Source organism: Bradyrhizobium rifense (genome assembly GCF_008123425.1).
GTDB lineage: Bacteria > Pseudomonadota > Alphaproteobacteria > Rhizobiales > Xanthobacteraceae > Bradyrhizobium > Bradyrhizobium rifense.
The window spans coordinates 65,072-79,708 of sequence record NZ_VSSS01000011.1 but is presented as its reverse complement, the minus strand read 5'-3'; the positions used below and the strand labels follow the sequence as shown (position 1 = coordinate 79,708).

Here is a 14,637-nt window from a genome sequence, read left to right as displayed (position 1 = left end):
GTCCTGTTGATCTCTGTCGGTCTGTGGGGGACCGTTGCCCGAAGCGTTGCACGATTTGTGCCGACATCGTTCTCTCAGCCTCCCTTGAATCGCGCGACAAGGCGGTGAGAGTCACCGGGATAGAGCAGGCGCACCGCGGTGATCGTGCGCGCGCTGCGCCAGGTATAGCGATCGATCACGAGGCATGGCGCGCCGACGGCGATGTCGAGCGCTTCCGCCGTGCGATCATCCGCGATAATGGCGCTGATCGTATGCTCGGCCTCTGTCCATGGGACATGATGAAGCAGCCACGAGCCCGGCGGCTCGCGCGAAAAATCGGCAGTCGCGGCGTCAGGCACCGACGACAGATCGATCAGCCGGTCCTCGACGGCGAACGGCACGTTATCGGCGCTGTGACGGCAAGAGATCGCAACCACCTTGCCGGCCTTCTTGACGCCAAGCCGCTCGCGGTCGGCGGCAGTCGCCGCGCGCAGCTTGCGGCCGATCAACTCGTAGCCGTAAGTGCGGCCAAGCGCGGTGATCTCGGCGCGCATGTCGGCGATCTTGAGCACGGCCGACTGATGCTGTGGCCGGCGGACGAACGAGCCGGCGCGGCGCCGGCGCTCGATCAGGTCGGCCTGCGCGAGCTCCGACAACGCCTTGTTCACCGTCATGCGCGAGCAGCCGTAGCGCGCGACCAGCTCGTGCTCGAATGGAATGCGATGACCTGGCGGCCATTCGCCGGTCAGGATGCGCTTTTCGATGTCAGCGCGGATGCGCTTGTAGAGCGTCGGCTTGTCGGCGGCGTCGGTGGCAAGGCTCATGCAACGAGCCTCCGCACCGCTGCGTTGAAGCGCTCGCGCGCGGCCTGACGCAATTGATGCTGCCCGCCTTCAACGACCTTGTTGCCACCGGCCCAGACGCAATCGATCGCGCCACTGCCTGCCGCAAAGATCCAGCCGTCGATCACGGCGTCGCGCGCGCGTCCCGCCAGCGACGGATGCATAGCGTCGAGCGTGACGATGTCGGCACGCGCGCCCGGCGTGAGGCCCGCAATCGGCTGCGCCAGCGCCCGGGCGCCCCCCGTAAGGGCATCGTCGAACAGTGTGCGCCCCGTCGAACGGCCAGCACCGCCTGAGAGCACGTTGCGTGCGCGGTGCTTGAGCCGTTGGCCGTATTCAAGCTGACGCAGCTCGTCGGCGACGCCGACCAGCACATTGGAATCGGTGCCGACACCGAACAGCCCGCCAGCGTCGAGAAATTCTCGCCCCGGAAAGATGCCGTCGCCAAGGCTCGCTTCCGTGATGGGGCAGAGACCCGCCACCGCGCCGGTCTTCGCGAATGCGCTGACTTCGTCATCCGTCATGTGGGTCGCGTGAATGAGGCACCAGCGTTGATCGACCGGTGCATGCTCCAGAAGCCATTGCACCGGGCGTCGTCCCGACCAGGTCAGACAATCCTCGACTTCCTTCACCTGCTCGGCGGCATGAATGTGCACGGGCCCGCCTTCGGCGAGCGGAATGATCGCCGTGAGCTCGTCCGGCGCCACCGCACGCAGGCTGTGCGGCGCGATACCGATGTTGGCGCCAGGCAAGTTTGCGATAGCCTTGCGCGAGGCCGCCATCAGCTTGGCAAACTGATCGACCGAGCAGATAAAGCGGCGTTGACCGTCATGCGGCGCGGCGCCGCCAAAGGAGCCGTGCGCATAAAAACTCGGCAGCAGCGTCAGGCCGATGCATGAGGCTTCAGCAGCCTGCGCAATGCGCGCGGCCATCTCGGCGACATCTGCATAGTGCGAGCCGTCGCGATCATGATGCAGATAATGGAATTCGCCGACGCGGGTAAAACCCCGCTCCAGCATCTCGACATAAAGTAGTGTCGCGACATCAGCGACATCGTCCGGCGTCATCGCCAGCGCAAAGCGATACATCGTCTCGCGCCAGGTCCAGAATGTGTCGGTCGAGTCACCGCGCAGTTCGGCAAGCCCCGCCATGCCGCGCTGGAAAGCATGGCTGTGCAGGCTCGCCAATCCCGGAAGCGCGATGGCGTGGCGCTCGTCGCCGGCGGCAGGCTGAACGCCTGGCGTCACCTCCGCGATCGCGCCGGCGGTGATGACCACCTGCACGTCATTGGCCCAGCCCGAGGGCAGGAGCGCGGAGGCGAAATGCAGTCGGGACATGATGACACGCCGGCTGGACAGAACCACCTTACGATTATATGTCTAGACATATAAGTCAAGCATCCCACGACCAAGGGACATCCGCATGGCAGAGCGCTTCGACCGGATCTGGCATAACGCCCGGCTCGCCACGATGCGGGCCGACCGTCCCGATCTCGGCGAGATCGAGCATGGCGTGATCGCTACGCACGGCGGCCACATCGTCTATGCGGGCGGGGCGGGTGACTTTCCGGTCGATGCGGACGCTATCAAGCGGATCGATTGCGAAGGACGCTGGATCACGCCCGGCCTCGTCGATTGTCACACCCATCTCGTCTATGGCGGCAACCGCGCGCACGAGTTCGAGCTGCGCCTGAAAGGCGCGAGCTACGAGGAGATTGCGCGCGCCGGCGGCGGCATCGTCTCGACGGTGGCCGCAACGCGCAAGGCGAGCGAAGCTGAACTCGTCGCGAGCGCGCTGCCGCGGCTCGATGCGCTGATCGGCGAGGGTGCGACGACTATCGAGATCAAGTCCGGCTACGGCCTCGATGCAGAGACCGAGATGCGCCAGCTCGCCGCCGCGCGCAGTCTCGGCCGCCAGCGGAAGATCGCGATCCGCACCTCGTTCCTCGGCGCGCACGCGCTGCCGGTGGAGGCCGACGGCGACAAGGATCGCTATATCGATCTCGTCTGCAACGAGATGATGCCTGCTGTTGCAAAGGCGGGCCTTGCCGATGCCGTTGATGCCTTCATGGAAGGCATCGCGTTCTCGGCGGAGCAGACGGCGCGGGTGTTCGAGGCGGCAAGGAGGCTTGGGCTGCGGGTCAAGCTTCATGCAGACCAATTGTCCAATCTTGGCGGTGCTGCACTCGCCGCAAAATTCTCCGCGCTGTCTGCCGATCATTTGGAACATACCGACGAAGCCGGTGCTGCGGCGATGGCGAAGGCCGGAACGGTGGCCGTGCTGCTGCCCGGCGCCTTCTATTTCATCCGCGAGACGCAGAAGCCGCCGGTCGAGGGCTTTCGCAGGCACGGCGTCCCCATGGCGCTCGCGACCGACTGCAATCCGGGCAGCTCGCCGCTGACCTCGCTGCTGCTCGCGATGAACATGGGCGCAACGCTGTTCCGGATGACTGTCGCCGAATGCCTGGCCGGCATAACCCGCGAAGGCGCGCGGGCGCTCGGCGTGCTTGACGAGACCGGCACGCTGGAAGCCGGCAAATGGTGCGACCTCGCGATCTGGGACATCGAGCGCCCCGCCGAGCTGATCTACCGCATCGGTTTCAATCCGCTGCATCGCCGTGTCTGGAGGGGCCAGTGACCGAGATCGTCGTCAAGCCGGGAACGGTCAGCCTCGACGATCTCGCGCGCGTGCTTGCTGGGCAACCTGTCGTGCTCGATCCGTCATTCTGGCCGCGTATCGGGGCGGCGGCGCAGATCGTCGCAAAGGCCGCCCAAGCCGCGGCGCCCGTCTATGGCATCAATACCGGCTTCGGAAAGCTGGCGTCGAAGCGCATTCCGCCGGACCGGACTGCGTTGCTCCAGCGCAATCTTATCGTCTCGCATTGCTGTGGGGTCGGCCCTGCGACTCCCGAGCCGATCGTGCGGCTGATGATGGCACTGAAAATCGTTTCGCTCGGGCGCGGAGCCTCGGGCGTGCGCGGCGCGGTGATCGAGCAATTGCAAACCATGCTGGCGCGGCGGGTTTATCCGCTGGTCCCGCAGCAGGGCTCGGTCGGCGCCTCCGGCGATCTCGCCCCGCTCGCGCACATGACGGCGGTGATGATCGGCGAGGGGCAGGCGATCGTCGACGGCAAGACCGTGTCAGGCCACGAGGCACTTGCTGCTGCCGGCCTTACGCCGCTGACACTCGGCCCCAAGGAGGGCCTCGCGCTGATCAACGGCACCCAGTTCTCGACGGCTTACGCCATCGCCGGCGTGCTGCGCGCATTTCGCTTGGCCCGTGCCGCGCTTGTCACGGGTGCGCTGTCGGTCGACGCGGCGATGGCCTCGACGGCCCCGTTCCGCCCGGAAATCCAGGCGCTGCGCGGCCATCCCGGCCAGATCGCCGCAGCCGCGACGCTGACTGCGCTGCTCGACGGCAGCGATATCAGGCTTTCGCACCTCGAAGGCGATGAGCGCGTGCAGGATCCCTACTGCCTGCGCTGCCAGCCCCAGGTTGCGGGCGCCGCGCTCGACCTGATCACGCAGGCCGCGCGCACGCTGATCACCGAGGCCAACGCTGTCACCGACAATCCGCTGGTGCTGGTCGAGACCGGCGAGATCGTCTCCGGCGGCAATTTCCACGCGGAGCCGGTGGCCTTTGCCGCCGATACGATCGCGCTGGCGCTGTCGGAAATCGGCGCGATCAGCGAGCGGCGCATCGCGACGCTGGTTGACCCCACGCTCAATTTCGGCCTGCCGCCGTTCCTCACTCCCGATCCCGGCATCAATTCCGGCTTCATGATCGCCGAGGTAACGGCCGCCGCGCTTTACTCCGAGAACAAGCAGCGCGCGGCGGCCTGCTCGATCGACTCGACGCCGACCAGCGCCAACCAGGAAGACCACGTCTCGATGGCCGCGCATGCCGCGCGGCGTCTTTCCGATATGGCCGACAATCTCGCCGCGATCCTCGGCATCGAGCTTCTGGTCGCAGCCCAAGGCATCACGTTGCGCGCACCGCATGCGACCAGCGCGCCGCTCGTCGCCGTCATCGCGGCGCTGCGTGAGCAGGTGCCCGCGCTCGGGGCCGACCGTTACATGGCCGGCGATCTCGCCAAGGCTGCGGCGCTCATCGAAGACGATGCGCTGCCGGCCGTCGCGCTCGCCGCACTTCCAACCGATCCGTTCCCAAGACTTGATTGAACAAGACTCGCCTGAAGAGGTCCGCATGAACCGCCGACTGGACAATGACCGCACCATCCGCGCCCCCCGTGGCAGCGAGATCAGCGCCAAGAGCTGGCTGACGGAAGCACCGCTCCGCATGCTGATGAACAATCTCGATCCTGATGTCGCGGAGCGCCCGAGCGAGCTCGTCGTCTATGGCGGTATCGGCCGCGCCGCGCGCGACTGGGAGAGCTTTGACCGGATCGTTGCTTCGTTGCGTACGCTGAAAGCCGACCAGACGCTGCTGGTTCAGTCCGGCAAGCCGGTCGGTGTGTTCCGCACCCATACTGACGCGCCGCGCGTGCTGATCGCGAACTCCAACATCGTGCCGCATTGGGCGACGCTCGACCATTTCAACGAGCTCGATCGCCTGGGCCTGATGATGTACGGCCAGATGACCGCGGGCTCCTGGATTTATATCGGCAGCCAGGGCATCGTGCAGGGCACCTACGAGACCTTTGTCGAGGTCGGCCGTCGCCACTATGACGGCAGCCTTGCCGGCAAATGGATTCTCACCGCCGGCCTCGGCGGCATGGGGGGCGCGCAACCGCTGGCGGCGACCATGGCCGGCGCCTCGATGCTGGCGGTCGAATGCCAGCCGAGCCGCATCGAGATGCGATTGCGCACCGGCTATCTCGATCGCCAGGCCGCAACCCTCGACGAAGCACTGGCGATCATGGCGGAGGCCGCGAAGACGAAGAAGCCGGTCTCGGTCGGCCTGCTCGGCAATGCCGCGGAGATCTTTCCCGAACTGGTGCGACGCGGCGTCAAGCCCGACATTGTTACCGACCAGACCAGCGCGCATGATCCGATCAACGGCTATTTGCCGAAGGGCTGGACGCTGGCCGATTGGGAAACCAAGCGCGCGTCCGATCCGAAGGCGGTGGAGCGTGCCTCGAAGACGTCGATGGTCGAGCACGTTCAGGCCATGCTGGATTTCCACGCGCAGGGCATCCCGACGCTCGACTATGGCAACAATATCCGCCAGATGGCGCAGGACATGGGCCTGAAGAACGCGTTCGACTTCCCCGGCTTCGTGCCCGCCTACATCCGACCCTTGTTTTGTCGCGGCGTCGGGCCGTTCCGATGGGCCGCGCTCTCTGGCGATCCCGAGGACATCTTCAAGACCGACGCCAAGGTCAAGGAGCTGATGCCTGACGATAAGCATCTGCACAATTGGCTCGACATGGCGAAGGAGCGCATCAAGTTTCAAGGCCTGCCGGCGCGGATATGCTGGGTCGGCCTCGGCGATCGTGATCGGCTTGGGCTTGCCTTCAACGAGATGGTAGCGCGGGGTGAATTGAAAGCGCCGATCGTGATCGGCCGCGATCATCTCGACAGCGGTTCGGTGGCGAGCCCGAACCGCGAGACCGAGGCGATGAAGGACGGATCAGACGCGGTGTCCGACTGGCCCTTGCTCAACGCACTGCTCAATTGCGCCAGCGGTGCGACCTGGGTCTCGCTGCATCACGGCGGCGGCGTCGGCATCGGTTATTCCCAGCACGCCGGCATGGTGATCGTCGCCGACGGTACGCCGGAGGCCGCAAAACGCATCGAGCGCGTGCTCTGGAACGATCCGGCCTCGGGCGTCATGCGCCATGCGGATGCGGGCTACGAGACTGCGATCGATTGCGCCCGGGACAAGGGGCTCGATCTGCCGAGCCTGCCGAAGTAGTCGGGTGCCAATTCGTCCTCAGGCGACAACCTTGTTGGCTGCGCCGTGGTCCAGGCGCGCGCGTTCCTTCGCGAGATAGTCCTCGATTGCAGCGCCCGGCATGGGCTTTGCGAAATAATAGCCCTGGATGAAGTCGCATCCCAAGCGGCGCAGAGTGTCGAGCTGGGCGCGCGTCTCGACGCCCTCGACCACGCACGCGATCTCCATGTCGTCGCACAGACCCGTCAGCGACTTGATGATCTTGTGGCTGACTGGATTCTCGTTGATGTCGGCGACGAAGCTGCGGTCGATCTTGAGCTTGTCCAGCGGCAGGCGGTGCACGTGGCTCAGCGAGGAATAGCCGGTGCCGAAATCGTCCAGCGAAATGCCGCAGCCCATGGCTTTCAAGGTGGCGATCGACTGTTGCGCGCGCACGAAATCGAAGGTGACGGCGGTCTCGGTGATCTCGAAATCGATCCGGTGCGGCGGCAGGCCGCTCTTCTCGATGATGGAGATCAGCGGCAGGATGCCTTCGGCCGCGCAGACGTCGTGGGCGGAGAGATTGAACGACAGGCGGATATGGTCGGGCCAGCTCTTTGCGGTCGCGAGCGCACGCGTCAGCAGCACCTGCGTCAGCGGCCGGATCAGGCCGATGCGCTCGGCCGCCGGAATGAAGTCGGCGGGAGAGACCCAGCCGAGGCGAGGGCTGTGCCAGCGCGCCAGGGTCTCGAAGCCCGCTGTGTGCTCGCTCATGGCATCGACGATCGGCTGGAACACCAGCTCCATCTCGGCGCCGAAATCGGAGGTCCGCAACAGATTCTCGATCACGCCGCGGCTGCGGATCTCCGCCTCGAGCTCGCTTGAGAAGATCACGGTGCGGCCGCGCTGGTGGCGCTTGGCGTGGTAGAGCGAATAGTCGGCGCATTCGTATAGCGCTTCCGACGTCGTCGCCGAGTCAGGATAAAGCGCGAAGCCGATCGAACAGGATAGCCCGGTGTGCGCGGTGTCGAGCTGGTAGGGCAGCTTGACATGCTCGCCGATGCGTTCGCCGAGCCGCACCAGATCGGCGTCCTCGGGGTCGCCGCACACGACGAGGCCGAATTCGTCGCCGCCGAGGCGCGCGAATTCCACCGGTTGCGGGCCGAAGCCTTCGCAGACCTCGCGGATGCGGCGGCCGGCCTCGATCAGGACGCGGTCGCCAACGGAGTGACCGTAATTGTCGTTGATCGGCTTGAAGCCGTCGAGGTCGATGATGCCGACCGCGACGTGAATGTGTCTGCGCTCGGCATCATTGAACGCGCTGGCCAGCTCGGCGAAGAAGCGGCGACGGTTCGGCAGCTCGGTGAGCGAATCGAGATTGGCGAGGCGGAAATTCTCGTCCGATAGCGCCTGCGTCGCCGCCTGCTGCGTCAGCAGCGATTTGCGGCTAGCGACGAGATCGGCGAAGTCGCGATAGTAGATGAACAGCACCGTCACCATGGCGCCGGAGACCAGCAGATTGTTGACCGCAATCGCCTTCAGCGTCGGCTCGCCGGTGGCCCAGAAGAACAGCACATAGGGGACGTCGACGACCAGCGTCACGATCAGCGCCGCCGAACGCAGATGCATCAGCGAGAAGATGCAGCCGATCACGGTCACGGCCATGTAGAACGCGACCTGGCTCTTGGCGAAGGGATCACCGTAAGGATAGAGCGCGAACGACCAGATGGCGAAACCGGCGCCGATCGGCAGCGTCATCCAGTTGGTGGCGCGCAGATTGCGCAGGATATCGGCGTCGCTGCGGACGAGATGGCGCTGCCGCAGCCACCACAGGGTTCGCAAGCCAGCGAGCCCGGTCAGCACGGAGGGCACGATCATCGTTAGCCAGTCCGGCGCGACGTTGACGTAGGTATACGCGACCGCGATCGTGTTGCTGATCAGGATGAAGTACAGCAGCGGGATCTGCTTGGAGAAGGCGTCGAATTGCGCGCGCGTCAGATCCGGATCGGTCGGCACTCGGAACAGCCGCATCGCGGCGGCGAGGTGAGCTTTCAAATCGACGGCAGGCATTGCAACACGCGCCCCAAATCCCTTCAAAAACGGGGGCGATCTTGCACGGCGGGGGTAAAGAGCGCGTTAGACGAGTTCGACGAGGATGCGCTAGCGCTGGTTGCACGCTACCGCAGGATTTTACGCCCGCGTGCATTGGTGAGGCGCTGTTAAGGATGTGCGGTGGAAGCAGGCGCTGTCTCGCGCGGCCGATCGTCCGAAATGATCGCTGCTACGGTCTGCTAACCATAGGCGTCCTCGGCCGCGTAGTGCCGCTGATTGTCACAGCGGCGGTCGCTGACGACCGCCGCGCAAAGGTGACGACGGCCTTCACTTCGCCGGTTGAAGCGCGGCCGTCTGCTTGGCGAGCTGCTTGTCGAAATCCTCCGACAGGCCGGTGGCGTAGGTCGGAAGCTCACCCGGCTTGATGAATGGATTCGGTGTGGCGTTCTTGATCTGCTGCGCGCGCTTGTCCTGCATGCCATAGACCTCGGGGTGGGGCCCGAGCAGCAAGTCGATCTTCATCGCCTTGGCCTTGGCGAAGGTCGCGCGATAGTCGTCGACGATGCCGGGATAGGTCGGTTGGCCGACCAGCCGGTTCAGCGCCACGGTGCCGCTGCAGAAGAACAGCACCTGGCGGTCCTGGCCACCGTCCTTCACCGTCATCTCCCAGCTGGTGCAGCCCGGCGAGTGGCCGGGAGTCTCATGCGCCGTCAGCGTGGTGTCGCCGAGCGTGACCTTGTCGCCTTCTTTCACTGTGCGATCGACCTTCACCGGAGGAAAGCCGAGGTCCGCGTTCTTCTCGTCGCCCGGATAATAGCCGCCTTCGAGCAGCGCCTTGTCGCGCTCGCCCGCGACAAGCTGCGCGCCGGTGTCCTTCTTGATCTCGGCGAAACCGCCGGTGTGGTCGAGATGGGCGTGGGTGTTGAGGATGATCTTGATGTCGGCCTCCTTGAGGCCGAGCTTGGCGATGTTGTCCTTGATCATGCCGGTCGACTGGGGCATCGCGGTGTCCATCAGGATCAGGCCTTGGGACGTCTTGATGATGTAGACGGCGATGCCGTCGGTGCCGACATAGTAGATGTTGTCGATGAGCTGGAACGGCTCGAACGGCGCGGTCCACTTCACCATGACCGCCGCCAGGAAGTCCTTGATGGTCTGCGCCTGCGCAACAGGTGCGAAAAGCGCCAGCGCACATAGCGCGGCCGCAAGCTTTCTCATGGATTGTCCTCCCGAGTTGTTGTTGTCGTTGCAACCGCGGGCGAGGCCGCTGGTCGACGGGGCGCACGCTAGATGCTGCGCGGTGAAGCAGCAACGGCCTGATGCTCGAAAAATTCCGCGTCATGCGCGGAATAACCGTCGCTGTCCGGTTTGAGCATGGCGGCGATTGTTGCACTGCGCCCACCGCGTTTGACCGCGTGCGAGCCGGCCGCCATACTTTGCGTCAAGACGAGCCAGCTAGAGCCGTCAACATCGGGAGCTGAAATGACCTATTCATTGTCAGTCTTTGGGGGGACGCTGATTTCCGTCGTCTCCTTCGCTTCGATTGCCCTGGCACAGCCGGCCTGCGTCACCCAGAACATGGCCGTGCCGCCGGGCGCCAACACCACCGGCAAGGCGGCGCCGTTCTTCATCGACACCACCGGTCTCGATTTCAAGACCACGCCGCCGACGCGCGATCCCTCCAATCCCAACTATCCGCGCGCGACCGAGCTACCCGACGGCACCTTGCCGCCGCCGGGTGCCGAAGGCAATTTCATCATCGGTCCCACCCACAATCCGGCGCCCGAGACCATTGCAAAGGACGGCGTTCCGCGCGGCACGACGAAATCCTTCACGCTGTCGTCGAAAGACAGCACGATCTACAATCCCGGCCTGATCCGCGACGACGTCGCCGGCTGCAGCAACTCCTCGATCATGACGACCGTGACCGCGCCGGACGACAAGTCGAACATGATCGTCACCACCAGCCATCCCGGCATCTGGTCGCGCACCATCGACGTCTATGTGCCGGCGCAATACGTACCCGGTACCGAGGCGCCCTTCATCGTGATCGGCGACGGCGGCTCTGCCGCCTACAAGGATCTCCCGACCACGCTCGACAATCTCATTGCGCAGCGCCGCGTGCCGCCAATGATCGCGATCCAGATCGGCAATGGCGGGCAGGATGCGCAGGGCAGCCAGCGCGGCCGTGAATATGATGCGGTGTCGGATATCTACGCGCAGTTCGTCGAGCGCGAGGTGCTGCCGCTCGTCGAGCAGAACACCGGCGTCAAGCTCACCAGGAACCCTGAGGGACGTGCGACCATGGGGCTGAGCTCGAGCGGCGTGGCAGCTTTCACCATGGCGTGGTTCTATCCCGATCTCTATCACCGCGTGCTGGCGTTCTCGCCGACGATGGTGAACCAGCAATGGCCGCACGATCCGTCACTGCGTGGCGGCGCCTGGGAATATCACAGCGCGTGGACGGGACCGGCCACGCCCAACCTCATCTCGAAAGCGGGCGTGCTGACGCCAGCCGAGCCGCCCGGCGTACCGCTGATCGTCGCTGCACCCACCAAGCCGATCCGTTTCTGGTTCTTCGGCGGCGACCAGGATCTGTTCTATCCCAATCCGACCATTCCCGACGGCATGCACGACTGGACCCTGTCCAACGCGCTGACGGCAAAGGTGCTGGCGGAGAAGGGTTACCACTACCAGTTCCTGTTCGTGCGCAACGCCAAGCACGTCGATCGTCCCACGATCGCACAAACGCTGCCGTCGGCGCTGGAGTGGGTCTGGAAGGGCTATCCGATCCCTTGAGCACGAAGCGGAGCCTAGCGCCCGATCGTCACCCCGGCGGTCGAGCGCATGGCGTCGCGCAGCCTCGTCGCATTCATGTCGTCGAGCATCTGCCGTGTCAACACGGTGGTCTGGCCGGGCGTGTCGAGGATAGTCTCGCCGCGTGAGGAGGACAGCCGGTGGGCCTTGTAGGGGGCAACCGGATCGGTGGCGGGCGGCGCCGCATGCACGTGGCGCGGCCGTTTTCCGGACGCGGCGAGAGCGCCTTGCGAAACGCAGAGGGCGGCGATCACGATCAGGCTTTGCAGTTTTGCGGACATGCGATCTCCCATATCCAGGGCGTCAGCCTAGCATATGGGCGCCTCATCGCAGAGGAAAAGGATCAGGCGAGGGCGGCCTGGCGTTCCCGCATCGGCTCGCTGGTGCTGCGGTCGGCGCCGCGCGGCTCGGCGAGCCGAGTGAAGCTGCGCTGGCCCGCATGCAAGGGTGCCTCGACGATCACGCCTTCGCAGACGATCTGGCCGCCGAGCATCTTGAATTCGAGCTTGTCGTAGCGCGGCATCGTCTCGCCCGGCTCGGGCGGCAGCAGTCCGATGCGCCCCTGGATATTCAGCGTGGCATCGCCTGTACCGTGAAGCCGCGGATTCCACATCCTGATCCCGGTCTCGGTCCAGCGTTGCCGGATCAGTGCGGCGCGATCGGCGGGCTCCACGATTTTTGCACGAGCCTTCGGCGCGCCGGGGCCCTTCGCGGCGGGCGACACGGGCGCCGGCGCGATATCCGTGGCGGCAGCCGGCGCGTCGGCGATCGTCTCCTCAGCGAGAATGGCCGCGACGGGCGGGAGATCGTTGGCGACGACCGGCTCGATCGCTGCGGTGACGCTGGGAGCTGGCTCGCTGTCGATGCTGGCCGCGGCGACGACCGGCGTAGGCACTTCAGCGTCGACCACGATGATGGGCGTCTCATCGATGGCAACCGGTTCGAGCTCCACCGAAGCGACGGATGCGGGTTCGTCTTCAGTGATGAGCTCGGAGGGCTCGACCGAAACCGTCTCCGTCTCGACAGGCGCGATGCAGACCAGCTCCTCGACGACCGGCTCGATATCGGCCGGAAGTTCCTGAGATGCATCGCTGATGATAAGGGGCTCAGGCGCCCCGACTGCTTCGACTTCGACAGCGGAGACTGTGGCCGCTTCGACGTCGTCAGGTTCGACATCCGTCAGGAGTTCCGCAGGCGGATAGCTGTTGATGAGTTCGGGCGCGTCGACCGTCTCGCTCGCAACATCAACCGAAGAGGCCGAAAATTCTTCCTCGATGACAGGCTCGACTTCTGCCAGCGTCTCCACTGATGAATCGTCGCTGACACTGATATCAGCCGGTGCTGCTGACAGGCTTTCAGCGACAACAGGTTCGGCGGCGCTATCGAGAGCCGGAGCAGCTTCTGCGATGAGGGCAGGCTCTTCATCCGCAGCAATCGGTGCCACGTCGAGACTGCCGCCGTGCGGCAGAGGTCGAAGCCGGTTGAACGCCCATTTCACCGCAGGAATGCGGCTCAGCAACGATATCAGTCTCGAAAGCACTGGGAGTTGTCCAAGAGGTACTCGGGCCGTAAGGGCAATCGCTGATTCGCCAGCAATGTGAAAAACTGCCCCGGCCGTCACACCCCTGTCAATCTAGGCGGGACCAATTGCAGAACATCTGCACAGCCTCGCGCGCCACAGCGTTCATTCGAAATGCATCGATGCGAGCGGATCTTCGTCGCGATCGGGCTGGTGCGTTGGCGCACGCGGGATCGCCGCGTGCTCGGTTTTGCGGATGTGCGGATGCGCGAGGGCGCGCTTGTGGACCAGCGCCATGGTGAGCGCTTCGCATTCCGTGGGTTCACCGCCCCACGCGCAGTCGATGCCCGACGACTGTCCGGGCTAGGCCTGCGCCGGGCCGGCGATCGTAAGCGACAAAATGATCCGCAGGGCGGCGACGATGCTTGTCTTTGTCATGGGACGCTCCAAACCGTTCTATCGAATAGATCAGGCGAAGCGGTCGATATTCCGCGCCCCCACATGATTGCGCGGCAACTCACGCGGGGTTCAACGGTCGTGAGGTACGCGTGAGGCGTGTGGCAAACGACTGTCTTGGGAACCTGCATGCGACAAAGCACCGCCGCAACGTTCCGCGCCGCCGCGCTTAGGATATGCGGGCAGCAAGGCGAACCTTCGCATGTCCGATCCTCCGGAAGACAGGATCGTTCCGATCCGCTCGTTGCAAGGCGCGAGACTCGACGAGCGCTTTGACGCAACGCTTGCGGACCTCGAGGCACGCCGCGACGAGCTCGTGCGTGTCATCTCCCGTCTCACCGAGGGCCTGAGCGTGATCGACCAGGCAGGCGTCGATGCATCGGCACAGTCGGCGCGCGATCTGATCGATCTGCTGGCGACGGCCAAAGCCCAGCTCGACGAGATCTCGGCCATCATTGCGAAGCTGCGACCGTCATGACGCCTTCGCCAATGTGACCAGGCCCACAGAGCTGCTGCGCCGATCGCGGATACGCTTCCTTCGACAGCGAAGGAGAAGCGACGTGATCTGCAAGACATATTTGGCAGCGGCCCTCGCCGCATTGATCTGCGCGCCAGCGTTGGCCGACGATCTCTCGCCAAAAATCGCGGCTCAGCTCATCTCGCCAAACGCAGAAATCCATATTTCGTGGATAAGCCCGGCGTCCGATCTTGAGGGGCGCACCATCGAGGTGGTCTGCGGCGAGGTCACGGTCCGCGATCCCAGGGGTTTTGATACCTCGACCTTCGCTTACGTCATCGACGACGACAAGCTTCTGGTCGCCTGGCAAGAGCAGTGGATGAAGGAGCCGGATCCGCAGGGCTACCGCAAGGTCATGCGGTACTGAATTGGCGTATGTTTCGCCGCATCTCGCCCGGTGCGAGGGATGGACCGCGAGTCGTCCGGTACGTCGGTGAGTTGCGGCGGACGCGGGCGCCAGCCGGCGCCCGGCCTTCCCTGCGCCCTTCGCATTCCCGGGGCGAAACGAGCCGCAAATCTCGGGCCAAAACGGCCGCGAGACCGCGAAATCATGCCCTTTGCGAGCGGAAAGGCGACTTTATTCTCGCCACGGATGCTTTAAGGAAGAGCCTGGATGCGGC

At 64.8% G+C, this 14,637-nt stretch carries 14 protein-coding genes; 6 read left to right on the top strand and 8 right to left on the bottom strand.

What is annotated here, in order from left to right:
* Positions 1-74: 74 nt before the first annotated feature.
* Positions 75-803 (bottom strand): histidine utilization transcriptional repressor HutC, encoded by a 729-nt coding sequence (gene hutC, locus FXB40_RS05215; protein WP_148771134.1) that lies wholly within the window; start codon positions 801-803, stop codon positions 75-77.
* Positions 800-2,158, bottom strand: a complete 1,359-nt coding sequence (locus tag FXB40_RS05210; RefSeq protein ID WP_148771133.1) for a formimidoylglutamate deiminase — start codon at positions 2,156-2,158, stop codon at positions 800-802. Before FXB40_RS05210 ends, hutC begins: the two co-directional genes overlap by 4 nt.
* Before the next feature lie 85 nt (positions 2,159-2,243).
* Between FXB40_RS05210 and hutI the strand changes: the two genes are divergently transcribed.
* From hutI to hutU, 3 genes are read left to right on the top strand one after another with little or no spacing between them, the layout of a single operon-like run.
* Positions 2,244-3,458 (top strand): imidazolonepropionase, encoded by a 1,215-nt coding sequence (hutI, locus tag FXB40_RS05205; RefSeq protein ID WP_148771132.1) that lies wholly within the window; start codon positions 2,244-2,246, stop codon positions 3,456-3,458.
* Positions 3,455-5,002 carry a histidine ammonia-lyase gene (hutH, locus tag FXB40_RS05200; RefSeq protein ID WP_148771131.1) on the top strand — a complete coding sequence of 516 codons (1,548 nt, stop codon included), beginning with the start codon at positions 3,455-3,457 and terminating at the stop codon, positions 5,000-5,002. The genes hutI and hutH overlap by 4 nt, the downstream gene beginning before the upstream one ends.
* Before the next feature lie 25 nt (positions 5,003-5,027).
* Complete coding sequence (gene hutU / locus FXB40_RS05195) at positions 5,028-6,698, top strand: urocanate hydratase (protein ID WP_148771130.1); 1,671 nt, start codon at positions 5,028-5,030, stop codon at positions 6,696-6,698.
* Between the two features lie 18 nt (positions 6,699-6,716).
* Here the strand turns inward: hutU and FXB40_RS05190 are convergent, their stop codons facing one another.
* The 3 genes from FXB40_RS05190 to FXB40_RS47690 form a co-directional block, all read right to left on the bottom strand.
* Positions 6,717-8,726 carry a putative bifunctional diguanylate cyclase/phosphodiesterase gene (locus tag FXB40_RS05190; protein WP_148771129.1) on the bottom strand — a complete coding sequence of 670 codons (2,010 nt, stop codon included), beginning with the start codon at positions 8,724-8,726 and terminating at the stop codon, positions 6,717-6,719.
* A gap of 309 nt (positions 8,727-9,035) precedes the next feature.
* Positions 9,036-9,926 (bottom strand): BJP family subclass B3 metallo-beta-lactamase, encoded by an 891-nt coding sequence (blaBJP, locus tag FXB40_RS05185; RefSeq protein ID WP_148771128.1) that lies wholly within the window; start codon positions 9,924-9,926, stop codon positions 9,036-9,038.
* A gap of 68 nt (positions 9,927-9,994) precedes the next feature.
* Positions 9,995-10,141: a hypothetical protein gene (locus FXB40_RS47690; protein ID WP_187436678.1), complete on the bottom strand. Its 147-nt coding sequence runs from the start codon at positions 10,139-10,141 to the stop codon at positions 9,995-9,997.
* Positions 10,142-10,190: 49 nt separating this feature from the next.
* On the opposite strand from FXB40_RS47690, the gene FXB40_RS05180 reads away from it, so the two are divergent.
* The gene (locus tag FXB40_RS05180; protein WP_148771127.1) at positions 10,191-11,507 is read left to right on the top strand and encodes an alpha/beta hydrolase; all 1,317 of its coding nucleotides are present in this window, start codon (positions 10,191-10,193) and stop codon (positions 11,505-11,507) included.
* A gap of 14 nt (positions 11,508-11,521) precedes the next feature.
* Here the strand turns inward: FXB40_RS05180 and FXB40_RS05175 are convergent, their stop codons facing one another.
* From FXB40_RS05175 to FXB40_RS49825, 3 genes are all read right to left on the bottom strand, one after another.
* Positions 11,522-11,806: a TonB-dependent receptor plug domain-containing protein gene (locus FXB40_RS05175; protein ID WP_187436677.1), complete on the bottom strand. Its 285-nt coding sequence runs from the start codon at positions 11,804-11,806 to the stop codon at positions 11,522-11,524.
* 62 nt (positions 11,807-11,868) lie between these two features.
* The gene (locus FXB40_RS05170; protein WP_246207382.1) at positions 11,869-13,065 is read right to left on the bottom strand and encodes a hypothetical protein; all 1,197 of its coding nucleotides are present in this window, start codon (positions 13,063-13,065) and stop codon (positions 11,869-11,871) included.
* Positions 13,066-13,209: 144 nt separating this feature from the next.
* Positions 13,210-13,341 (bottom strand): hypothetical protein, encoded by a 132-nt coding sequence (locus FXB40_RS49825; RefSeq protein ID WP_283812878.1) that lies wholly within the window; start codon positions 13,339-13,341, stop codon positions 13,210-13,212.
* 361 nt (positions 13,342-13,702) lie between these two features.
* On the opposite strand from FXB40_RS49825, the gene FXB40_RS05165 reads away from it, so the two are divergent.
* Together FXB40_RS05165 and FXB40_RS05160 are read left to right on the top strand one after the other, a co-directional pair.
* On the top strand, positions 13,703-13,978 hold the full coding sequence (locus FXB40_RS05165) for a hypothetical protein (RefSeq protein WP_148771125.1): 276 nt from the start codon (positions 13,703-13,705) through the stop codon (positions 13,976-13,978).
* 82 nt (positions 13,979-14,060) lie between these two features.
* Entirely contained in the window at positions 14,061-14,384 is a 324-nt protein-coding gene (locus FXB40_RS05160; RefSeq protein WP_148771124.1) for a hypothetical protein, read from the top strand.
* Positions 14,385-14,637 lie beyond the last annotated feature (253 nt).

Coding starts and splice junctions, on each gene's coding strand:
- hutC (WP_148771134.1), bottom strand. CDS start 803: ATGAGCCTTGCCACCGACGCCGCCGACAAGCCGACGCTCTACAAGCGC.
- FXB40_RS05210 (WP_148771133.1), bottom strand. CDS start 2,158: ATGTCCCGACTGCATTTCGCCTCCGCGCTCCTGCCCTCGGGCTGGGCC.
- hutI (WP_148771132.1), top strand. CDS start 2,244: ATGGCAGAGCGCTTCGACCGGATCTGGCATAACGCCCGGCTCGCCACG.
- hutU (WP_148771130.1), top strand. CDS start 5,028: ATGAACCGCCGACTGGACAATGACCGCACCATCCGCGCCCCCCGTGGC.
- FXB40_RS05190 (WP_148771129.1), bottom strand. CDS start 8,726: ATGCCTGCCGTCGATTTGAAAGCTCACCTCGCCGCCGCGATGCGGCTG.
- blaBJP (WP_148771128.1), bottom strand. CDS start 9,926: ATGAGAAAGCTTGCGGCCGCGCTATGTGCGCTGGCGCTTTTCGCACCT.
- FXB40_RS47690 (WP_187436678.1), bottom strand. CDS start 10,141: ATGGCGGCCGGCTCGCACGCGGTCAAACGCGGTGGGCGCAGTGCAACA.
- FXB40_RS05180 (WP_148771127.1), top strand. CDS start 10,191: ATGACCTATTCATTGTCAGTCTTTGGGGGGACGCTGATTTCCGTCGTC.
- FXB40_RS05175 (WP_187436677.1), bottom strand. CDS start 11,806: ATGTCCGCAAAACTGCAAAGCCTGATCGTGATCGCCGCCCTCTGCGTT.
- FXB40_RS49825 (WP_283812878.1), bottom strand. CDS start 13,341: ATGGCGCTGGTCCACAAGCGCGCCCTCGCGCATCCGCACATCCGCAAA.
- FXB40_RS05165 (WP_148771125.1), top strand. CDS start 13,703: ATGTCCGATCCTCCGGAAGACAGGATCGTTCCGATCCGCTCGTTGCAA.